The 21,828-nt window shown below is 46.6% G+C and carries 25 protein-coding genes and 1 riboswitch; of the genes, 8 read left to right on the top strand and 17 right to left on the bottom strand.

Going from position 1 to position 21,828, the window contains the following annotated elements:
- Positions 1–13 precede the first annotated feature (13 nt).
- From ACV3PA_RS13665 to rnz, 6 genes are read right to left on the bottom strand one after another with little or no spacing between them, the layout of a single operon-like run.
- The gene (locus tag ACV3PA_RS13665; RefSeq protein WP_456125075.1) at positions 14–577 is read right to left on the bottom strand and encodes an ECF transporter S component; all 564 of its coding nucleotides are present in this window, start codon (positions 575–577) and stop codon (positions 14–16) included.
- Positions 574–1,527: an ATP-binding cassette domain-containing protein gene (locus ACV3PA_RS13670; RefSeq protein ID WP_235504845.1), complete on the bottom strand. Its 954-nt coding sequence runs from the start codon at positions 1,525–1,527 to the stop codon at positions 574–576. Before ACV3PA_RS13670 ends, ACV3PA_RS13665 begins: the two co-directional genes overlap by 4 nt.
- Complete coding sequence (locus tag ACV3PA_RS13675) at positions 1,463–2,182, bottom strand: hypothetical protein (protein ID WP_053452847.1); 720 nt, start codon at positions 2,180–2,182, stop codon at positions 1,463–1,465. Before ACV3PA_RS13675 ends, ACV3PA_RS13670 begins: the two co-directional genes overlap by 65 nt.
- Complete coding sequence (locus ACV3PA_RS13680; protein ID WP_053452846.1) at positions 2,160–2,564, bottom strand: DUF4430 domain-containing protein; 405 nt, start codon at positions 2,562–2,564, stop codon at positions 2,160–2,162. The genes ACV3PA_RS13675 and ACV3PA_RS13680 overlap by 23 nt, the downstream gene beginning before the upstream one ends.
- Entirely contained in the window at positions 2,561–3,457 is an 897-nt protein-coding gene (locus tag ACV3PA_RS13685; protein ID WP_053452845.1) for a hypothetical protein, read from the bottom strand. Before ACV3PA_RS13685 ends, ACV3PA_RS13680 begins: the two co-directional genes overlap by 4 nt.
- 3 nt (positions 3,458–3,460) lie before the next feature.
- Positions 3,461–4,366, bottom strand: coding sequence for a ribonuclease Z (rnz, locus tag ACV3PA_RS13690; RefSeq protein ID WP_053452844.1), 906 nt, complete (start codon positions 4,364–4,366; stop codon positions 3,461–3,463).
- Positions 4,367–4,474: 108 nt separating this feature from the next.
- On the opposite strand from rnz, the gene ACV3PA_RS13695 reads away from it, so the two are divergent.
- Positions 4,475–4,654: a hypothetical protein gene (locus ACV3PA_RS13695; RefSeq protein ID WP_023467629.1), complete on the top strand. Its 180-nt coding sequence runs from the start codon at positions 4,475–4,477 to the stop codon at positions 4,652–4,654.
- Between the two features lie 62 nt (positions 4,655–4,716).
- On the opposite strand, the gene ACV3PA_RS13700 is transcribed toward ACV3PA_RS13695, so the two are convergent.
- Positions 4,717–5,841 carry a M20/M25/M40 family metallo-hydrolase gene (locus ACV3PA_RS13700; protein ID WP_029341139.1) on the bottom strand — a complete coding sequence of 375 codons (1,125 nt, stop codon included), beginning with the start codon at positions 5,839–5,841 and terminating at the stop codon, positions 4,717–4,719.
- Between the two features lie 229 nt (positions 5,842–6,070).
- A complete protein-coding gene (locus tag ACV3PA_RS13705; RefSeq protein ID WP_053452842.1) occupies positions 6,071–7,024 on the bottom strand; it encodes an aromatic acid exporter family protein in 954 nt (317 codons plus the stop codon).
- A gap of 85 nt (positions 7,025–7,109) precedes the next feature.
- On the opposite strand from ACV3PA_RS13705, the gene ACV3PA_RS13710 reads away from it, so the two are divergent.
- The 4 genes from ACV3PA_RS13710 to ACV3PA_RS13725 all read left to right on the top strand — a co-directional run bounded on the left by ACV3PA_RS13710 (position 7,110) and on the right by ACV3PA_RS13725 (position 10,821).
- Positions 7,110–8,186: an N-acetylglucosaminidase gene (locus tag ACV3PA_RS13710; RefSeq protein ID WP_456125076.1), complete on the top strand. Its 1,077-nt coding sequence runs from the start codon at positions 7,110–7,112 to the stop codon at positions 8,184–8,186.
- Between the two features lie 57 nt (positions 8,187–8,243).
- Complete coding sequence (locus ACV3PA_RS13715; protein ID WP_035409025.1) at positions 8,244–9,179, top strand: manganese-dependent inorganic pyrophosphatase; 936 nt, start codon at positions 8,244–8,246, stop codon at positions 9,177–9,179.
- Between the two features lie 84 nt (positions 9,180–9,263).
- On the top strand, positions 9,264–10,028 hold the full coding sequence (gene fadH, locus ACV3PA_RS13720) for a 2,4-dienoyl-CoA reductase (RefSeq protein WP_456125077.1): 765 nt from the start codon (positions 9,264–9,266) through the stop codon (positions 10,026–10,028).
- A 79-nt stretch (positions 10,029–10,107) separates the two neighbouring features.
- Positions 10,108–10,821: a ZIP family metal transporter gene (locus ACV3PA_RS13725; RefSeq protein ID WP_053452838.1), complete on the top strand. Its 714-nt coding sequence runs from the start codon at positions 10,108–10,110 to the stop codon at positions 10,819–10,821.
- A gap of 75 nt (positions 10,822–10,896) precedes the next feature.
- Here the strand turns inward: ACV3PA_RS13725 and ACV3PA_RS13730 are convergent, their stop codons facing one another.
- From ACV3PA_RS13730 to ACV3PA_RS13760, 7 genes are all read right to left on the bottom strand, one after another.
- Positions 10,897–11,523 carry an HD domain-containing protein gene (locus ACV3PA_RS13730; RefSeq protein ID WP_053452837.1) on the bottom strand — a complete coding sequence of 209 codons (627 nt, stop codon included), beginning with the start codon at positions 11,521–11,523 and terminating at the stop codon, positions 10,897–10,899.
- The gene (locus ACV3PA_RS13735; RefSeq protein ID WP_456125078.1) at positions 11,505–12,041 is read right to left on the bottom strand and encodes a GNAT family N-acetyltransferase; all 537 of its coding nucleotides are present in this window, start codon (positions 12,039–12,041) and stop codon (positions 11,505–11,507) included. Before ACV3PA_RS13735 ends, ACV3PA_RS13730 begins: the two co-directional genes overlap by 19 nt.
- 66 nt (positions 12,042–12,107) lie before the next feature.
- A complete protein-coding gene (locus ACV3PA_RS13740; RefSeq protein ID WP_053454500.1) occupies positions 12,108–12,830 on the bottom strand; it encodes an amino acid ABC transporter ATP-binding protein in 723 nt (240 codons plus the stop codon).
- 13 nt (positions 12,831–12,843) lie between these two features.
- Entirely contained in the window at positions 12,844–13,503 is a 660-nt protein-coding gene (locus ACV3PA_RS13745) for an amino acid ABC transporter permease (RefSeq protein ID WP_041255309.1), read from the bottom strand.
- Positions 13,504–13,560: 57 nt separating this feature from the next.
- Positions 13,561–14,334, bottom strand: coding sequence for a transporter substrate-binding domain-containing protein (locus tag ACV3PA_RS13750; protein WP_053452835.1), 774 nt, complete (start codon positions 14,332–14,334; stop codon positions 13,561–13,563).
- 286 nt (positions 14,335–14,620) lie between these two features.
- Complete coding sequence (locus tag ACV3PA_RS13755; protein ID WP_053452834.1) at positions 14,621–15,046, bottom strand: BrxA/BrxB family bacilliredoxin; 426 nt, start codon at positions 15,044–15,046, stop codon at positions 14,621–14,623.
- 30 nt (positions 15,047–15,076) lie between these two features.
- Positions 15,077–16,261, bottom strand: coding sequence for a class I SAM-dependent methyltransferase (locus ACV3PA_RS13760; RefSeq protein WP_456125079.1), 1,185 nt, complete (start codon positions 16,259–16,261; stop codon positions 15,077–15,079).
- Between the two features lie 110 nt (positions 16,262–16,371).
- Between ACV3PA_RS13760 and ACV3PA_RS13765 the strand changes: the two genes are divergently transcribed.
- Positions 16,372–17,145, top strand: coding sequence for a sporulation protein (locus ACV3PA_RS13765; protein ID WP_456125080.1), 774 nt, complete (start codon positions 16,372–16,374; stop codon positions 17,143–17,145).
- 201 nt (positions 17,146–17,346) lie between these two features.
- Positions 17,347–19,263 carry a glycoside hydrolase family 3 protein gene (locus ACV3PA_RS13770; RefSeq protein WP_456125081.1) on the top strand — a complete coding sequence of 639 codons (1,917 nt, stop codon included), beginning with the start codon at positions 17,347–17,349 and terminating at the stop codon, positions 19,261–19,263.
- A 30-nt stretch (positions 19,264–19,293) separates the two neighbouring features.
- Here the strand turns inward: ACV3PA_RS13770 and ACV3PA_RS13775 are convergent, their stop codons facing one another.
- Positions 19,294–19,590 (bottom strand): hypothetical protein, encoded by a 297-nt coding sequence (locus tag ACV3PA_RS13775; RefSeq protein ID WP_456125082.1) that lies wholly within the window; start codon positions 19,588–19,590, stop codon positions 19,294–19,296.
- Between the two features lie 51 nt (positions 19,591–19,641).
- Entirely contained in the window at positions 19,642–20,337 is a 696-nt protein-coding gene (gene tenA / locus ACV3PA_RS13780; protein ID WP_053452829.1) for a thiaminase II, read from the bottom strand.
- Positions 20,338–20,410: 73 nt separating this feature from the next.
- Positions 20,411–20,517, bottom strand: a riboswitch (TPP riboswitch).
- A 194-nt stretch (positions 20,518–20,711) separates the two neighbouring features.
- On the opposite strand from tenA, the gene ACV3PA_RS13785 reads away from it, so the two are divergent.
- Complete coding sequence (locus ACV3PA_RS13785; RefSeq protein WP_053452828.1) at positions 20,712–21,593, top strand: DUF1002 domain-containing protein; 882 nt, start codon at positions 20,712–20,714, stop codon at positions 21,591–21,593.
- Positions 21,594–21,828: the final 235 nt, after the last annotated feature.

The following is a 21,828-nucleotide window of genomic DNA, read 5'->3' on the forward strand; positions in this document are numbered from 1 at the left end:
TGTTCGTATGTTATTATTCTGTACCCTTCTTTTCATCGAATGAATGCAAAATCCGCAAAAAAATCGGGAATAATATCCAAATGAAAATGGCGTTACTTAATCCGTGAAGCAAATCAAACGTCCCTCCGGTCACTAGCAAGGTGAAGAAAGCCTGCCACGAAAAGTCGGTCAACACTAAGAACCCTAGGTTACTCACCCAACCATATAAAAAACCAGCAAAAAAGGCATACCCCGTCAATAAAATCCGGTAGCGGAGAATCGGTACAAAGCCAAGAATAGCAATCGTCGCATAGGCTAGCGCCTGAAAAAGAACGAACGGACCGCTTCCGAGGAACAAACTTGTCAACACGACGACGAGCATTCCAGCGATCGCTCCGACGATTGGATGGACGAAGACAGCCAATAATAAGATGAGTGCCGTTGCCGGCTGGATATTAGGCAAACTAGAAAACAACAGCCGCCCGACGATCGCCGCTGCCGTAACAATCGCGATGAACCGTAATCGTTGATCCGTCATCGGCAGTTTCTCAAAGAGAATCAAGAGCAGACAGACAATCAGAATCGTTGTTACGATCATAAAAATAGCCGACTTTCCTGTAAAAATTGCTCTGTCGGTCCGTCAAAGGCAATTTCTCCGTGTACGAGATAAATGATCCGTCGCGCTGCGCGAATAAGGGCTGGATCATGTGTCGCCATGACGATGAGTGCCGCCGGATTCATCTTCCACGAATCGATGAAAGCCATCCGCGCTGTGTCTTCAAGACCAGCCGTCGGTTCATCAAAGTAATAGCTATCCTTGCTCCAATCGATGTCGTCTAAAAGACGTTTTTTTTGTATAGCAAAACTACCACTTCGATCGTTTAATGGTGCGAGCATCGGATGAGCTGGTACATATTGCGTGACCCCCGACCGTCTGACTTTGCCGTAAAGTGGTCGCTCAACTCCGAGTACAAGTCGCAGTAACGTCGATTTCCCACTTCCATTTGCACCAACGATCGCAATCCGATCGCCTTGATGAAACGATAATTTCCCTGTCACCAGCGCATAACGCGCCTGTAACGGATAACGATGCTGGACGTTTTCGATCTGGTCTAGGAGACGTCCTGTCGTTTTGACCGGCTCACTTGTACACGTGAGGTCGGATTGTCTCGTCATCGAACAATGGATTTGACAATCAAACCGTCGTTCGATTTCTTCCAGTAACCCCATCAATCGCTTCCGCCGGACATGATCAAGAAAAAGAAACGGTTCTGACAAAAAAAGCGTTCTCGGCGACGAAGACAAGGCATGACCGAGCGCAACGAGCTGTTGCTCTCCGGCTGAGAGTTCACTCGACTCCGCTTCAAAAAAGGCTTCTAGACCAAGTAAGGTCGCGAGTTCTCCAGCTCGAAATAACGAGACGGTTGCAAGAAGATCCCGGACACGTCCATGTAGTAGTCGCTCAGGCGTCAAAACAGCTTGATCATGTTCGTTTGCTTGGTTCCGCAATCGATCTTCTCGATCGGTGTCGGTATACATGATAGGCATCCCGGATTCCTCCTTTTGTGAATAATAGCGATACGGGTAAAATAACCGCTGTAATGATTGCCCATGGTGTAAAACAGAGCACCAAACCAACTGTAAGCAGCATTCCGGTCTGCACATCTCGTCGCGTGACGTGTCTTAAGCGAGATGGTGCTGCTTCAATCGGTAAAATATGATACGCTGCCATCCGCTCTAGTCGAACGGCAAGCGACGCATCCGGATGACTCATCTTGACTTCCGGCCAAGTTCGTAAGAAAGACGGAATTAACGCTAGTACCATACCTGTCAATCGTGTCAGTCGAGGTAAGAAGCGAAACAGCGGTCCCATCTGATCGAGTCGAACCAATGTGAAAATCCATTGACTCGAGGTGATGAATAGCGTCACCTGAATCGTCGTCTCATAAATCGCCACTGTATCGATACTCGCTCCATACAAAAGTGGTACACACATCATGACCGCATAAAGGGCTGGAAGCACTAAGTAACGAAACACACTTCGTTCTTGAACGAATAAAAATAACAGGAAGTGATAGACGACGATGGTCGTTTGGTCACGAGTGAGGACGAACGGGATCATGATCATCCCGATGAAAAAGAGAGCGACGTTCACTGGGTGAAGTCGCTCCCGTTCTGGTTTACTCAAAATAAGCCATTGCATCTTTTTCAAACCGCCATTCGAGACGATCTCCTTTTTTCAGTTCATAGCTTCCGGCACCGACTTCACCCGGTTTGCCATTGACACCGAAGACCCAGCCACTTCCTGCACCGGCTGACTTTTCACGAATCCCATCGACTGCCGTGACGTATGCCATCTCACCTTTACCTGTTTTGACGACATCGAGTGTCGTATCTTCGAGCGCATCAAGTGCCGTGTCTTCTTTATTAAGACAAACGTCTTTATCAAACAACGTCTTATCCTTAACATGATCGACGACCGATACTTTGACTTCCGCATCACATGACGCTGTTTGTTGCTCCTCTTTTGCTTCTGCACAACCGGCAAGTAACACGATACTTGCGGCAAATAGCCATTTTTTCATCGTACGACTCCTTTTCGCCTTGATGTCTCAAAGCTGTAATTGTATAAAAGAATGGTTTTATCTCGCAGTGATTGACCATCAGAACGGTAATATGTCAGACGGATTGCATTCGCTAAGACATCGTCTCCGGTATTGACGTATGGAATCAACTTCCCTTTGTCATCAATCAAAAAGACCGTCGCATCTTGCAGACTGAACGTTTCGTATAGACCATCGAGATCCATCTCGATGTACGGTGTTTTCGAATCATGTAAGATTTCGTGAATCGAGAGCTTTCGTAACATTTCAAACGATTGTTCAGCATCGATCAACTTTTGATAGTACGAGGTCAGTGATTTTGTCGTCAACTCTTCACGCGGTCGATAGGAGATCGTTCCCGTCAGTTCTTGATAACTGACATCATATCGAATAAAACGTTTCGGTGTTTGAACGAGCATCTCAAACGAAGCATTCCGGAGATTTCCACCGCGATCAAACATCAACTGACTTTGTTCCATACGCAGACCATCTTCTCCGACACGTCGTTCGACTTGTGCGAGAAAACTGTCAAATGAATCATCCGTGATGGTCACGCGACCAATCTGTTGCGTTTCTTCCCGCAACATCCCAGCGTCAAACGGACCGAGAAAGAGTTGGAATAAGAAGAACAAGAATCCAAAAAGTGCCATATATCGTTTATAACGCGAGTTCTTTTTGGGGTGCAGAACAATCAAGAAAATAATAATGCCGAGCGGTAGCTGAATATCATAAACGGGAAACGACACGGCACCAAGACACGCATAAAAAACGAACTTCATGTACAAATATTTTTCTTTTTCCGTCCGACGCTCGAGTAAAAAGCCTAAGCCGCTAGCAGCCAGTAAAAAGAGCGCCCATAAAATGAGAAAGTCCATCGCCTATCCTTTGACCGGGACGACCCGGTGATCATACATGAGATGACTGTTCGCGAATAGTTCTCGTGCCTCTTGTTCGAGTACTTCTTCTTGGTCGACATAACGGGCAGATACATGCGTCAACAGAAGTTTTTTCACCTGTGCCGTATCCGCGATTTCGGCTGCCTGACGGGCGGTTGAATGACCAAAGCGTCCGGCGTGTTCGACTTCACTGTCTGCAAACGTTGCTTCATGAACTAACACATCGACGTCTCGCGCGAGTTCAATCGCCGCTTCGCATGGCATCGTATCACCAAGAACTGCTAGCTTGATCCCTGGTTTTGGTGCTTCTAAAAAGTCGGATGATGCATAAGTCATACCATCGAACTCAAATGTTTCTTCGAGTGTGATTCGGCGATAGAGCGGACCAGATGGTACTCCTAACGCTTGCAAGGCATCGACACGTAATGCGCCTCGCTCTTCTGGTCCTTCTAGTCGATATCCGAATGCCGGAAAACGGTGCTCAAGTAATCGGGCCGTCACGCGGAACCCATCTTGTTCATAGGTTTGACCGTCTTCGACTTCAACAATCCGCAGTGGATATCGCAAATACGTTCCTGTGATGCGCAATGTTGCATCCATCCATTCCTTAATCCCTGTCGGTCCATAAATCGTCAATGGTGTCGTTCCTTCTAACGCTGCCCTTGTGCTGATGAAACCTGGCAGCCCAAAGATATGATCCCCATGCAAGTGGGTAATGAAAATCGCGTTGACTTTGCGTGGTTTGATCGGACTGTGTAAGATTTGATGTTGTGTCGCCTCACCACAATCGAATAGCCACGTCATTTTGGGGTGTAACAAGGCAATCGATGTGACGTTCCGTTGTTTCGACGGCATACCGGCTCCTGTCCCTAAAAAATAAAATTCCATCTTTTTCCCCTTTTCGTAAAATTAGCATTTTTTATACACAAAATACACCTTTCTTCTGTTGAAGCATGGTAAACTGTACCTATTCAGATTTGGAAGGTGGTTTTTTCCATGACTAAGATTGAACGGACCTATGCCCGCATCGTCCGGGAAGCCCGCAAACTGAACGAGAGTTACCGGCAAAAATACGGAAAGTCGATTCAAATTGATGAAATCGCTTCGACCTTATTATGTACAGAAGAACTCGTTCTAGAGTCTATGGAATATGTTGATCGTCCTCAAGTAGTTTAATCGTACAATGATAAAGAGTGTACCGCAATGTTGCGGTACACTCTTTTTTGTGTTTCATCGGCTTATTTGTTCGTGATGTAATCGACTAACGTCACGCAAAGTTCCGCTGTTTTGACGAGTTCTTCGATTGGCATCTTCTCATTCGTCGTGTGGATATCTTCATATCCGACAGCCAAGTTGACCGTTGGGATACCAAAACCAGCGATGACATTGGCATCTGATCCGCCACCAGAATGTAAGAGGCGTGGTGTCCGCCCGAGTTGAGTGATCGCTGCTTTCGCGACTTCAACGACTTGATCGCCATCCTCGAACTTAAAGCCTGGGTACATGACTTTGACTTCGACTTCAGCACGACCACCAAGCTCTGCTGCCGCTTCTTCGAACGCCGCTTTCATCTTCTCTGTCTGTGCTTCCATCTTCGGAGCGACGAGCGACCGTGCTTCTGCAAAGATTTCTACATAGTCGCAAACGATATTCGTCGACGGACCACCGCCGCTGAATCGTCCGATGTTCGCTGTCGTCTCTTCATCGATTCGACCGAGCGGCATCTTCGCGATCGCTTTTGACGCGATCGTAATCGCTGAAACGCCTTTTTCCGGTGCTACACCAGCATGTGCTGTTTTCCCAAAAATCTTCGCATTGACTTTTGCTTGCGTTGGAGCAGCCGTAATGATGTCTCCCACTTTTCCATCTGAATCGAGTGCAAAGCCGTAATCAGCATCGATTTTCGATGGATCAAGGACCATCGCCCCAACGAGTCCTGATTCTTCACCGACTGTGATGACGAACTGAATTTTCCCGTGTGGTTGTTTCGTTTCATTCAATACATGCACGAGTTCGATTAGGGATGCAAGCCCTGTTTTATCATCTGCCCCAAGAATCGTTGTTCCGTCCGTCTTGACGTAACCATCCTCGATGATTGGTTTGATTCCTTGCCCCGGGAAAACAGTATCCATATGGGAAGTGAAATAAATTTTGTCGACCCCTTCTTTTGTTGCTGGAAGCGTAACGATCAAGTTATTTCCTTTATGTTCCGTCTTCGACGAAGCGTCATCTTCAAACACGTCACATCCGAGATCCTCAAACGTTTTTTTCAGATGAGCACAAATACGTGCTTCTTCTTTTGATTCCGAATCGATTTGGACAAGCTCCAAAAACGTATCTAATACTCGTTGTTCATTGACCATGACAAAACCCCTCCTCTAATATTCATCAATCCACTAGCGCTTTATTAGTATACCATCCCGATCGTCATTTGCACTTCTGAAAGGTTGTTTGTACAATGGCAGTAATCAGTTGATGTAAGAGAGGAGTAGTGGATATGGCAAAACCATCGAAACAACAACGCATCATTAAATGGACGACAATCGGGATTTTAGCAATCTTTCTGATTGGTACGTTCGCTTCGACGATGTTTTATTTCTTTTGATTGACGTAGCGTTGTTTGAGACGCAAGTATTGTTCCGCTTCTTGTAGCATGTGTAGCAACGCGGAGCGGACCTCGAACTCCTCCCGCGTGACGGGTAAGGCAGAGGCACGAAAACGTGTCAATAATGCTTCTAGTTCTGAAATGTACACCATTGCGTCGGCTTCAGGTCGGACATTGTCACCAATCGTCCGAAAGAAGTCGGCGACTTTTTTTCCTTCTTCGACGACAAGGACAAGTTCTTCAGCGTGATGGACGATGCCACGTAAAAGTTCGAATTGTTGCTCGCGCATCCGGAAGTAAGCATAATCCTCATCGTCATTGCGACGACCGATTGCGTTCCCCATCCGTTTTAAGGCAGCATCCTTTCCTTCACGTAGCAGACGTTCTGTCTCGTCAAGCGTCAACGCATGATGATTGACTCGCCCCGTCTCAATCGCGGCCGCGACTTCAAAAAATAAGGCAGCAATCCGTTGATCGATTTTTTCCCGTCGGTCATCGATCAATAGATCGAGACTTGGCATGTACATATTGACAAGCATTCCGACACCAACACCGATGCCAAGCAGTAAGGATTCGTTCAACAAGATGTGTGCGTTGAGTTGTCGTTCCGTGTATAAATGTGTCAGAATGACGACACTCGTGATGAAACCGTCCTGAAGTCGGAGGCGTTGAACGGATGGAAGGAATAAAATGAAATAGATCAATAACGTAACCGGACGGTAGCCGATGACTTCGAATAGAATGAATCCAAGTACGATGGCAAGTAACGATGCCATGATCCGTTCGTAAGAAGACCGAAACGTCTTCTTTCGCGTCGACTGGATGCTCAAGATGGCGATGATAGCTGCGAAGACGTAATAATCAAGTTTGAGTCGTTCCGCAATCCACATCGCGAGCGCGGCAGCGACCGCTGTCTTCAGTGTACGATAACCGATTTGCATCAGGTTCACCCCCTTTTATTTTTCTTTGTTAGACTACCTACGTTGGACGTGAATGTCCATTGCTTTTTAAAGGACGTGATTTTCTTTGACGACACGCACTATCCGTCCCGGTCGCCCAGTGCGCCGGACCGGTTCACTAAAAGGATTACTTTTCTTCTTCCTCATCGGTGTTCTCTTATTCTTTTGGCTCCGTGATGAGCCGAAGACCGTCTTAACACCACCGGCACCGTACACGGCAGAACGATATGATAAGGGTAAGATTAGCGAACAAGACTTCCAGACGTTTGCGGAAGCGAAGGCGCACGCCGGAGAGAACGGTGCTGTCAAACGTTCGTCAGATGATCGTTATGTCTACCTCGGTGGACAAGGGACTGGAATCGTCGACGATCGCGGTATTCTGTCGATTCATCGCGATGCTGATTTGAAGAAACGACTCACCTACGTCGCTTCCGGAACACGCGTCCAGTTGCTTGAGTTCGGGGAAAAGACGAGTCGCGTCAGCATTGCCGGTGTGACGGGTCATGTACCAACAGATCGCTTACGCCCGTTCCCTGCAGAACGTGTCTCGAACGCATCCTACTATCAGACGAAGGGTGATCGCCTCCTTCACTATATCGTTGCGGACAGTGGGCTCGGTGGATTGATTGTCGCTGGTGAAGCGACGAACGCGACGTCTCGGACGACGAAATATGTTGAATCGAAGACACTAACGCGTGATTTGACGAAACCGACGCGGCTCAGCGCCAAACAACTCGACGCATTCATCAAGGATCAAGCACCGGATAGCCCTCTGATCGGTAAAGGGAAAGTTTTCAAATCCGTTGAAAAGAAATACCGAGTCAATGCGGCCTATTTACTTGCACACGCCATCCACGAATCCAATTATGGACGGTCTGAGATTGCACGTGAGAAAAATAACCTGTTCGGTGTCAATGCGACAGATTCCGCACCAGGAGAAGATGCAACCGTTTATAAATCCTTGACGGACTCAATCGAGCAAACTGGTCGTTTCATCGCAAATGACTATCTTGATCGGGACGGTCGCTATTACCGTGGCGCCTACCTCGGAAACAAACAAAAAGGAATGAACGTCTTTTACGCGTCTGACCCTTTTTGGAGTGAAAAAATCGCTGGTATCATGGTGAAAATGAACGCTTTCTAAATCAGAGATATGATACACTATAGGGCGAGACAACAATCATTGAGGAGTGAACACGTCATGGAAAAAGTTTTAGTATTTGGTCACAAAAATCCTGATACCGATACGATCACATCGGCAATCGCTTATGCAGAATTAAAGAAGGCACTCGGTGTCAATGCCGAAGCCATCCGTCTTGGTGAAATGAATGATGAAACGTTATTCGCACTCGATACGTTCAAAGTATCAGCACCACGTCTAGTGACAGAAGTGGCAACAGAAGCGTCACACGTTATCTTAGTTGACCACAACGAACGTCAACAAAGTGCAAACGATATCGATGCCGTTACCGTCACAGAAGTTATCGACCATCACCGAATCGCAAACTTCGAAACATCAGATCCTGTCTACTACCGAGCAGAACCAGTCGGTTGTACGGCAACAATTCTCAACAAGCTCTATAAGGAACATGGTGTCGCGATCAAACCAGAAATCGCTGGTCTGATGCTGTCAGCAATCATTTCCGACTCGCTCCTGTTCAAATCACCGACTTGCACGGAGCAAGACATCATCGCTGCGCGTGAACTTGCAGAAATCGCTGGTGTCGATGCAAATGTCTACGGTCTTGAGATGCTTAAAGCCGGAGCTGACCTCTCGAAGAAAACTGTTCCGGAATTGATTTCTCTTGACGCGAAAGAATTCACGATGGGAACACTCAAAGTCGAAATCGCTCAGGTCAACACAGTCGATACGGCTGAAGTCTTGCTTCGTCAAGAAGAGCTCGAAACCGCAATCAACGAAGTCATTCTTGCAAAAGGACTTGATCTGTTCGTATTCATCGTCACAGATATCTTGACGAACAACTCTGTTGGACTCGTTCTCGGTAAAGAAGCAAACCTTGTCGAGCGTGCTTACGGTCTTGAAGCGACGAATAACCTTGTCTACCTCGAAGGTGTCGTCTCACGTAAAAAACAAGTCGTTCCTGTTTTAACAGATACAGCTCTTGCAACACAATAAGTAAAAAAAGAAGGAGTTCGCTCCTTCTTTTTTGAATAAAGAATATGAATGGCTGTTCATTCATTATATAAAGGAGGAAGCAATATGACACAAACAATCATGGTAACGGGTGGAACGAACGGTATGGGGAAAGCGATGGCGCTTGCCTTAAAGGAAGCCGGCTGGAATGTTGTCGTCACGGGACGAGACGCGGAACGTTTGCAACTCATGGATGAAGCATTAGCACAAATTAAAGGCGAACACTTGACGATTCAGATGGATGTCCGTGACGCAGATGCTTGTCTCGCAGCAGTTAATCAAGCACGCGAACGTTTCGGTCGTCTTGAAGCATTAATCAACAATGCTGCTGGGAACTTCATCTGTCCGACGGATGAATTATCGCCGAATGGTTGGAAGACCGTCATCGACATCGTCCTCAACGGGACATTCAACTGCTGTCACGCGCTTGTCAAAGGCTGGCAAGAAGATCAGGTCGTTGGCGGACAAATCGTCAACATCGTTGCCTCTTATGCCTGGCAGGCAGGTGCTGGTGTCGCTCCGAGTGCCGCTGCAAAAGCTGGCGTCCTGAACTTGACGCGTACGCTAGCCGTCGAGTGGGGTTATAAATACCAAGCCCGTGTCAATGCAATCAGTCCAGGACCGATCGAACGAACGGGTGGTGCTGATAAACTCGCTTTATCACCGGAACATGCAGAACGGATTCGTCGCAATGTGCCGCTCGGTCGATTTGGTACACCCGAAGAGATCGCGACACTCGCTACCTGGATGGTATCGGATCAAGCACGGTACTTAAACGGAGAATGTATCACTCTTGACGGTGGTCATTGGTTAAATAAACAACCCTTCTAATCTTTTGATCGCTCCATTCCTTTTGCTATGTTTATGAATTATCTAGAACAGGTACAAAGGACAAGAAGGAGGTGATCGTATGTGGGAAGCGTTCGGTTGGGGTGCACTAGCAGGTGGTGCCGTCGTGATCGGTGCTCTGTTTGGACTATACTTACCGCTAAAACAACGACTAATCGGTTACATCATGTCGTTTGGGACTGGAATCTTGATTGGAGCAGCGACATTCGAATTACTAGATGAAGCCTTAAAGAAGTCAACGACGCTTGTCGTTGCGGTCTCCTTTATCGTCGGAGCACTCGTCTTCACTGGTTTCGACCTATTCGTTTCGTCACGCGGCGCGAGTAAACGGAAACGCTCATCTGGTGGGAATGAAGGCACAGGAACAGCGATTTTCTTCGGGACGATTCTGGATGCGATTCCGGAATCCATCATGATCGGTGCCAGTCTGTTATCCGGAAATGTCAGCGCGGCACTCGTTGCAGCCATTTTCGTCAGCAATATCCCGGAAGGCTTATCGAGCACGACGGGCTTGCGAAAAGATGGATTCTCAAAGAACAAAGTCCTACTGATGTGGGGCATCGTCTGGTTAATCTCCGCTTTCGCCTCTCTTGCCGGTTATACGATCCTCGCCGAACTACCAGACATGCAGTTTGCGATGATTGGTGGATTTGCAAGCGGTGGAATCATTGCGATGCTCGCCTCGACGATGATGCCGGAAGCCCATGAAGAAGGTGGCGCGATCGTTGGTCTGTTCGCCGCCCTCGGTCTGATTACAGCGATTATCCTTAGTTAATGACAAAAACAATGCGCGTTCTCCGTAAGCTTCATCGGAAACGCGCATTGTTTTTAGTTACTTCGAAAACAAGTCTTAGCTGGATATAACGCCGTCCCACTCCTCTTTAAAACGAACAACGAACTCCTGCATATAGCGGTGGCGCTCCTCGGCTAACTGACGTGCTGTTTTCGTATTCATTAAATCTTTGAGTCGAAATAGCTTCTCTTCAAAATGATTCAAAGCACTCGTCTCCCCTGTCCGGTTACCTGGCTCTCGCGGTGCTAGTCCAGGTACATGCATCGGTTCCCCGAACCGACCAGCAAACTGAAACGTTCGCGCAATTCCGATTGCCCCAATCGCATCAAGGCGGTCGGCATCCTGAACGACTTGCCCTTCGATTGTATCAATTGGTGGACGTGTACCGTCTTTATACGACAGACTCGTGATAATGGCTAGAATCTGTTCCTGTTCCTGCTCCGTTACTTTTCCTTGTAAAAAGGTTGCGACCGTTTCAACCGTTCCCCCGAGTTTGCTATCTGCTACGTCATGAAGTAAGGCTGCTAATTCGATGATCCGAGTATTCCCACCTTCTTGTTTTGCAATATGTAACGCTAAACGACGAACCCGTTCAATGTGGGCATAATCATGGCCTGAAAAGTCTGTCGCGTGAAATGATTTGACGAACGCTTCCGTTTCTTGAATCATTGTCGTTCCCTCCATTCTGGTTCAAGTAGTCCATACAGTAACATGTCATGCCGCTCTCCGTCTCGTCGTAAAAAAGACCGGTATCTCCCTTCCTGGACGAATCCAAGCCGTTCATATAATTCAATCGCACGCGTATTATACTCAAAGACCGTCAATTGAATCCGGTACAGATTCAGCTCTAAGAAAGCATAATCAAGCAGTGTCTCCATCGCATCCGTTGCATATCCTTGCCCTTCACAATCCGGATCGATGCCAATCATCAGCCAGGCCGTTCCATGTGTAAATAGAATATCTTCTAGTGCAACGACGCCGATCATCCGTTCATCTTCAAAATTACGAATCGCAAATCGGAATGTCTCCGGTGCATCCGTCGCCATCATCTTTTCAATCTTGTCCGTCGATAAATGACGATATGGTGTCGCACTGAACTGGCGGGCAAACGTCGCATCGTCAAGCAACCGTTGCATCACTTCGGTATCTTCCGATTGAAAGCGCGTCAGACGAGTGTGATGACCTTCAAGTAGTTTTTTCATCGATTTTCCCCCTTTATACTAAAAACCGAAAAACGCTAACTCTTTTTCAGAGTTAGCGCACTGTGATCATAAAACTTTTTCGAGGAACTTTTTCGCTCGGTCTGTTTTCGGATTGTCGAAGAGTTCAACCGGTGAACCTTCTTCCATCAGAATTCCTTCATCGAGGAAGAGGACACGATCCGCGACTTCTTTTGCAAAGCCCATCTCGTGCGTGACGATTACCATCGTCATTCCACTCTCAGCAAGCTGCTTCATGACATCAAGCACTTCGTTGACCATCTCTGGGTCAAGGGCTGATGTCGGTTCATCGAATAGCATGACGTTCGGTTCCATCGCAAGGGCGCGCGCAATCGCGACCCGTTGTTTTTGTCCACCTGACAACTGGTTCGGATAATTATCGCGTTTTTCGGCTAGACCGACACGATCCAGTAACGTCTCCGCTCGTTTGATTGCTTCGTCCTTTGAGATACCGAGGACGTTGATTGGTGCATACGTCAGGTTATCGAGGACAGACTTATGCGGGAATAAGTTGAATTGTTGGAAGACCATCCCGATGTTCTGACGTGCTTTTGAGATATTCGCCTTTGGTTTCGTCAGTTCGAAACCATCAACGATGATCGTTCCACTCGTTGGTTGTTCAAGTAAGTTGATACAACGTAAGAATGTTGATTTACCAGACCCCGACGGTCCGATGACAGCGACGACTTCTCCGCGCGTAACCGTCGTCGAGATACCTTTTAATACTTCTAATTTTCCGAACTGCTTATGCAAATCGGTGACTTGGATCATAGGTTCCATCTGATTACCCACTCTTTCTCATAGCTTTTTCGACTTGTTGGCCTATCAAGCTCAATCCCATGACGAGAACAAAATATACGAATCCGGCAAACAATAACGGTTCAAAATAAATCGCCTTTTCTCCTCCGACGATTTGAGCGCGACGCATGACATCGAGAACACCAACCGTCGAGACGAGTGCCGACTCCTTCGTCAACGTGATCAATTCGTTCATGATCGCAGGAAGGATATTTTTAAAGGCTTGCGGCAAAATGATCGAACGTAGTTGTTTGAAATACGAAATACCAAGTGCATCTGCTGCTTCCCATTGCCCACGATCAACAGCTTGAATCCCTGCCCGAATGATTTCCGAAATATAGGCTCCAGAGTTCAAGGAGAAGGCGATGATCGCCGATTGGTACCCTGTCGTGACATACCCTGTTAATTGCGGTAAACCAAAGTGAACGATCGCGAGTTGTAAGATCAATGGTGTTCCCCGGAAAATGGCTGTATACGCATGACCGATGAAACGGAGGAAACGACTCTTCGTGATTTTTAGTGCCGCGACGACGATTCCAATCAGCATCCCAGCGATAGCCGCTACGATGACAACTTGGAAGAGGACCGGAATCCCCTCGAGAATATATGGAATTGAATCTTGAATCTTTGTAAAGTCTATCATAATCAATCTCCTAACGTCGCACAAAAGGGATGAGGTTACCCCCACCCCCATGCACTTGACTTATTTTGCTTCTTTTTGGAACCATTCTTCCGCTAATTTATCGATTTCACCACTGTCGATCATCTTTTTCAGCTCTTTGTTGAAGTCGTCACGCATCTTGTCCCCTTTTTTGAAGGCGACTGCTGAACCAGCTGGACCATCTTCTTTAATCTGGTACGTTTTCAGAGATGCATCTTGATCCATGTATTTAACAGCAACCGCGTCCTCGATGATGAGGGCATCGATCCGTCCTGTATTCAATTCTTGAATGATTTCTGGAATTTTGTTTAATGGAACGGCTTCACTATCCTTGAAACGATCCTTCGCAAGTCCCTCTTGGATTGAACCAAGCTGGACACCGATTTTTTTACCTTTGAGTTCATCTTCTGAACTAATGGCCTTATCTTTTGTCATGACTAAGTTCTTTGATTCGAAGTAGATATCTGTGAAGTCGGCGTTTTTCTTCCGTTCTTCAGTTGGTGTCATCCCTGCCATGACGAAATCAACACGACCTGAGCTAAGAGCACCAAGTAGGCTTCCGAACTCCATGTCTTCAATTTTTAAGTCATAGCCAAGATTTTTTGTGACTTCCTTGGCGATCGCAACGTCGAACCCGACGATGTCTTCTCCTTTTTTCGTATCGATGTATTCAAATGGGAAGTAATCCGCTGACGTTCCCATCGTCAACACTTTATCGCTGTTACTTGATCCACCTGTTGATTCTTCCGACGCGCCACATGCTGCCATCGTGACTGCCAGAATGCCTGCCATTGCCGTTGCTAATAATTTTTTCATTCGAGTTTTCCCCTTCCAACGCTCAATTGTCAGAACTTTAACAATAGTATGACTTATGTGTATGTCCAATTCAATACCGAAAAGCCTGACCTGTTCTATTGCTTTTAGGATATACGAATATTTATTCACTGTAAAGCATAAATATATAAAATTTTTTTATTTTCTATTCATAAATCATGCATAAATGACTTTTTATACATTTTTGCAAACGCTTTCAAAAATAAAATTTATTATGCTAATCTCATGAATGTACAAAAAAAGACTCCTTTTCAGGAGTCTTTTTCGCTTATGCGTAAATTTCAATCAATGATTCGAGTTTCTCGACGACTTCTTCTGCCGTGAATGACTCGATATCGAACCGCTCGACCATCGAGAGGATGTTTCCATCTTGCATTAATGCGAATGATGGAGATGAAGGTGGATATCCTTCGAAGTACTCTCGTGCTCGGTCTGTTGCTTCGCGATCTTGTCCAGCAAATACTGTAACGAAATGATCAGGCTTAATGCCCTCTTTCCGGTTGACGTACGCTGCAGCAGGACGGGCGATCCCGCCAGCACATCCACACACTGAGTTGACAAGAACAAGTGTTAATCCTTCGCGTTTCATTGCTTCATCAACGCTCTCTGGCGTCGTTAATTCTTCAAATCCAGCAGCGTTTGCTTCTTTGCGGGCTGTTTGGACGACATCTTCAAAATACATTTGGAAATCCATCGTATTGCCTCCTTTGATTCGTTCTCCTTCTTATTGTACGAGTTTCGGTGAAATCTGTCCAAGTCTGTCGCTCAATTCATTTTCTAAAAACGGTCGCGCGTGTAACAAATCACGGAAAGCGATGTAACGGTCGATTTTCTCTTCCATTGGTCGTTTGTTTTGTTTGTATGCCCGAATCAAGACGTTTTTCGGTGTATGCTCGAGATCGATGAATTCGAGTAATTGTGCTTCATAACCGACAAGTGTCAGTAATTCCGCTCGTAACGAATCCGTAGCAAGTGATGCAAATTTTTCTTTGATCAATCCATGTTGCAACATGACGTCAAGTGGAGAACAATCGAGTTGACGGTTCAATTCCTTTTGGCAGCACGGTACGCTCAGAATGACCGATGCATTCCAGTCGACAGCTCGCGCGAGAGCAACGTCTGTCGCGACATCACAGGCGTGAAGCGTCACCATCAAGTCGACTTCTGTCTCACCCGTGTAATCGTGAACGTCTCCGACACGGAAGGTCAGATCGGTATAATCAAGATCTCGCGCAATTTGCGTACATTCCTCGATGACTTCCTTTTTTAAATCAAGACCTGTGACTTCAAGGTCGAACCCTTTGACGACTTTTAAATAATGATAGAGGGCGAACGTCAAATACGACTTCCCACATCCGAAGTCTAGAATCCGAAGTTTTTTTCCTTTCGGCAAGGCAGCGATGCTGTCCTCGACGAATTCAAGGAACCGATTGATTTGTTTAAACTTATCGTACTTCTGCTTTTTGACCTGCCCCGCTTCCGTCATGACGCCCAGGCGGATCAAAAATGGAACCGGTACACCATCTTCTAATAGATAGGTTTTTTTTCGGTCGTGCGACAAGAGAGCTTTCATCGGCTCTTTTTTGGACGTCTTGATCGCGACCTTCATTTTTTTGGAGAGCTGGAATTGCCACTCTTCTTCTTCAAAACGGAAGAGGAATTGGCGGAATTCTGCAAACCAATCATCGAGTCGACCGATGAAATCGTCAATTAAAATATTTTCATGCTTCATAATACGTTCAAATTGAAACTCAACCTGCATCAGCACCGTATCTCTTAATAGAATCGGTTTTACCTTGATTCGTCGGAGATCATTTGATTTTTGACGCGGATTACTCATCGTCGCATGGATCAGTGCTCCTTGCGTGATTTGCGAGGCAAGGCTCGCTTTTAATTCATGTAGTTCCACTAGTCGTCCCGTCCTTTTCTAATGTTCTTTCGAAACTGTAGCAAATTCGTTCCCGTTCGACAAGTGTACACGCTTCATCATTCGTACGTAATCAAAAGGAGGAATTCATCATGTTTAAAAAAATTCTCTCACAAATCGGAATCGGTGCTGCAACGGTCGATACACGCTTAACGGACGACCGGTGCGAACCAGGTGGTCAAATTAACGGCGTCGTCCACATCAAAGGCGGAAACGTCGATCAAGAGATTGACCGGATTTACCTTGAATTTAACACGCAGTACAAACAAGAAGTAAATGATAGTACAACATTTACGACGTTTACGCTTGATCGATTTGCCCTTAACGAAGCGAAATTCACGATCGAAGCTGGTGTCGAACGCGAAATTCCTTTTACATTACGTGTTCCGCTGAATACGCCACTCTCCGTCAGCCAATCGAAATCGTGGATCGAGACAGGTCTCGACATCGCACAAGCCGTTGATCCGTCAGACCGCGACGCTGTCATCGTCGAAGCGAACCGTTACCAAACGACGGTCTTAAATGCGATGGAGTCACTTGGCTTCCGATTGAAGAAAGCCGACACGGAAAAATTACCTGGACGGTTCCGCAAAGATTTACCGATTGCTCAGGAACTTGAATATTCAGCACGCAATACACACTATGCCCATAAACTCGATGAGATCGAGATCATCATGCTTCAAGACAGCTCAGGGATTGATTTAATCGTCCAAGTTGACCGTCGTGCGCACAGTCTCGGTTCATTGTTCAGTGAAATGGCTGGAGCGGATGAGTCGATGATTAAACTCCGCCTGTCGAATAATGAACTGCAGGATCAGTCGTTTGTCGAACGCCAGCTGACAAACATCGTAGAGCGCTATAGCTGATCAATCGAATGACTTGAAAGTGATTCCTCTTCAGGGGAGTCACTTTTTTTGTTCAACTCGATATAACTAAAAAATCATTAGAAATTTATTTCAATATGAAATCGTTTACAAATAAAATATTGTTTTAAAATAATCCACTTGCTATACTGTCCGTATTGAAAAGAATTCCAGTCGTGATTTGCTTAGAGGAGGACGTACACCATGAAAAAAATCGGTCAGTTCACGTTAACAGCCGGACTTGCAGCAGCACTTGTCTCAAGTAGTTTGCCTGTCATGGCAGCAACAGAATCATCAACAGAGCGGATCAGTCAAAAGATTGACGCGATGACGCTCGAACAAAAAATCGGACAGATGATCATGCCGGACTTCCGGCAGTGGAATGGAAGCAATCATACATCCCTTGCCCCAGAAGTCGCAAACATCATTGACCGCTATGATTTAGGCGGCGTCATCTTGTTTGCTGAAAATGTTAGTGAAACTGAACAGACGACGAAACTCGTCCACGATCTGCAAGAAGTCGTCAAGCAGGACGTTAGCAATGATATTCCGCTCTTCGTCACGATCGACCAAGAAGGTGGAATCGTTACTCGGCTGGGGACAGGGACGAACTTACCTGGCAACATGGCGTTAGGTGCGACCCGCAGTAGCACATATGCCAATGATGCGGGTCATATCATCGGTTCCGAACTGCATGCGCTTGGCATCAATGTCAACTTCGGTCCAGATCTTGACGTCAACAGCAACCCTTCAAATCCGGTCATTGGTGTCCGTTCGTTCTCAAGTGACCCCGCACTCGTCGGCACACTCGGTTCCGCTTTAATGAAGGGAATTCAGTCTGAAGGCGTCGCAGCGACTGCCAAACACTTCCCGGGTCACGGCGATACGGCGACTGATTCCCACTATGGCTTACCGATCGTTGATCGCTCCCTTCAAGAGCTAGAACAAGTCGAACTCGTTCCCTTCAAGCGAGCGATCGCTGAAGACATCGATATGATTATGACCGGACACATCGGAATGCCACAAATCGAATCTGAAGTCGTCACCTCGAAAAACGGTACCTTCCCTTTACCTGCGACGTTATCGGATGACGTCATCACGGGTGTACTTCGTAAAAAACTTGGCTACGATGGCATCGTCATCACGGACGCGCTGAACATGCAGGCGATCGCTGATAACTTTACGGAATCAGAAGCCGTTCTGAAGACGTTTGAAGCTGGTGTCGACATTGCGCTCATGCCGACGATCCTCCGTTCCGAGCAGGATGTCACAAAACTCGACCGGATTTTCAAAGACGTGATTGAGGCAGTCAAAAATGGTCGTCTATCAGAGAAACGAATCAATCAATCAGTCGAGCGGATCCTAACGCTGAAAGCAGAACGCGGAATCTGGAACGGTACGACGGATACGACATCGTTAGCCGATAAACTCGCGCAAGCAAAACAAATCGTCGGTAGTCCCGACCATAAAGCAAAAGAACGCGCGATGACAGAAGCATCCGTCACACTCGTGAAAAATGATCAACGGACGTTACCATTCAAACCGAAAAAGAATGCAAACGTACTGGTGATCGCTCCTGCGGCGGATCAAACGGACAGCATGAAAAAGACGATCGCTTCACTACCGAAGAATCGGAACTGGCACGTGACGACAGCTAATTATTCGGCTACTACGCTTCCACTTGACCAAAACCCGACACTACGGGCGCAACTCGATGCAGCGGACTATATCATTGTCGGCTCAAACGTCAATACGAGTGCTAAACTGCTATCAACCGCACCAGAACAAGCGATTCCGGCTTCAATCTTCCGCTATGCGAACCAAACAGACACCCCCTCCGTCTTACTTAGCCTCCGTAATCCATACGATGTCGCCGTTCAACCGGACGCACCGGCGCACGTCCTCGTCTATGGCTTCAAAGGGGATCCGAACGGACCAGACTCCGAAGCTGGTAATCTGAAATCTGCAGGACCTAACCTGCCTGCTGGTATCCGTGCGATTTTCGGAACGTTTAAGCCGCAAGGCACCTTACCAGTCGATGTACCGGTCTTTAAGAACGGTGCCTTTACCGATCAACTGCATCTCGAATTCGGTGACGGCTTTAAAAACTGGAAAAAATGAGAATATGATACACAAAAGACCGAGACTCCTTTAAAGGATGCCTCGGTCTTTTAACGATTGATACGGATATACCGCTTCTTCTTTCGCACGATAGTAGACGCGGTATAACCAATAGGTCAGTAATGCATAGACGACAATGACAAGAACAGCAGAAATGTAGCTCCCCATGCTATATGCTACCTTGAAGTTTCGAGTCGATGCGGATATACCAGATAATACGATCAACGCTGGAATGATGAGTCCTACAAATCTTACTTTAACTTTACCCAGCATGCGTTGCACGGCATACGCGGCGCTGATCGCAAGTACGATCACGATGATTTCCATTCCTATCCCTACTTCCGCTAAATGATATACCTAATTCTACCATCTAACCGTTTAGGAAGATACTGTTCGCGCCGGAATCGTCTCGTACACCGACGTGAATGTTTCTTCTGTCCATCCCATATGCCAAAACAGCAACTCATAATAACAGCTCGTCACGAAATGACGTTTCATCCGTTCGCGTTCTGTAGGACTGGCTTGTTCAGCCAAAGCATCGAGCCGTGCAATCTGTTCAAAGACGACCTTTTCGAACCACTCCGAACTATACGTGTCGATCCATTGCTGATAGATTTTTTCTTCTGGCGTACATGTCAGTAATTGTTGACCGACTTCATAATACAACCAGTAACATGGCAAGATGGCAGCAATTGTCTCACCGAGTGTCCCCTCGCTCGCATGATGCATATGCGACACATAGGCATATGCTGTTGGTGCTGGTTCGAATGCTTCAAGGTCTGCTTTTGTAATACCAAGCGGTTCAAAAAACGATTGATGTAGACTCAGTTCTGCCCCATATGTCGAAGTCGCATGCTCGGCAAGCGTTGCGATTGTCGCAAAGTCGTCTGCTTTTGACGCTGCCTTCGCTTGAATCTTCGCAAAGTGTTTTAAGTAGTAAGCGTCCTGCATCACGTAATGCCGAAATTTCGAGAGTGGTAATGTCCCTTCCCCGATTCCTTGCACGAACGGGTGCGTAAAACTACTCTCCCAATACGCTTGTGCTGCTTGTTTGATTTCTTGTGTGAATGTCATGATCTCATCCTCCTCGTTTTTTATGAAACGAAAAAACACCACCCCGAAACACACGGGCATGGCGCAAGAAGAACAAGACTTGACGCCACTTCCCTCCGTAAGTACGAACTTAATCAGGTTCAAAGGGTCCGAACGTCTTCGTTCGTCTCAGTCAGCCTACCGACTCCCCTAGTGGTCATTATTCGATTCCCATCCACTATAGCATGCTGAAAATGGAAGTCAAGTTGTCCTCTTTTCGCTATACTATGGAGTGTCAGAAGGCGGATACCGTCTCCTTCTACAGACCGATTCCGAATGGATCTTGTTCCCGTACACTAATTTTAGTACCTGATACTATATTCAATACTCTTACTTATACATTGGAGGATTTCATCATGCATACACCAACAAAAATCATGGCGTCAGCCATCATCGCTTCTGCTTTATTACTCCCGACAGCCGCATCCGCCGAACAAGTCGTCGATAAGACGATCGTCACACTCGGGGAGTCGCTCGGCGCAAAAGATAAGGCTTGGGTCCTTTCACGTCTCAATGCACCGGAGGGCATCACGCCGATTATCGCAACCTCTGCCGACGAAGAAAAATACCTCGGGAAAAACATTCCACAGTCGCAAAAAGGTGGCAACATGTATTCGTCGGCTAAGATTGAACTGACGGAAAAAGGCGATGGACTTTCCGTCTCGACGGAGAACATCACGTGGGTGACGAAGGATATGTATCTCAACGCTCTCGTCACAGCAGGTGTCAAAGATGCCGACATCACGATCACTTCTCCCTACAAGGTGACCGGGACATCGGCCCTGACAGGAATCATGAAAGCCTATGATCAAACTTCTGCTGAGACTGGAATCAAGCTGAGTGACGAACGCAAGGATTTAGCACAGCAAGAATTATCGGTCACATCTGACGTCGGGAAGACCGTTGGAACGGATAAAGTCGCTGACTTGATGAATGAGATCAAGGCTGAGATTGCAAATCAAAAACCGGAAACTAAAGTCGAGATTGAAAATCTGATCGTCCAAGTCATTCAAAACAACAACATCCAATTATCTGATGCACAGATGGATCGATTGACGAACTTGTTCAATCAAATGGAGCAAGCGAACATCAACTGGGGACAAATTGAGAGCGGCTTGAAAAATGCCGGTCAAGACATCCATGCGTTTGCAACGTCTGAGGAGACGAAAGGATTCTTCGCTAAATTATTTGATGGTCTGAGTGACTTCTTTAGCTCGATTGCTGGGGTATTCAAATAATTCAGACTTTCCCATTTAACAAAATAATGGTAAACTACATGTATCTGAAACGAAAGGTGGGGTGAAAAGATGGACTTTGCCGCGTGCAAACACTGGTTAATGGAACAATTATATCTGTTGCGCGCGATTTTTCATGGAATGGCGTTCTAAGGCACCCGTCTGCCCTTTTTAGAACTTCATGAACGAAAAATACAGCAAAGCGCATCTTTCACACGTCAAGGAGAGTGCTATTTGC

Source organism: Exiguobacterium sp. EA-TM-5, from assembly GCF_053878415.1.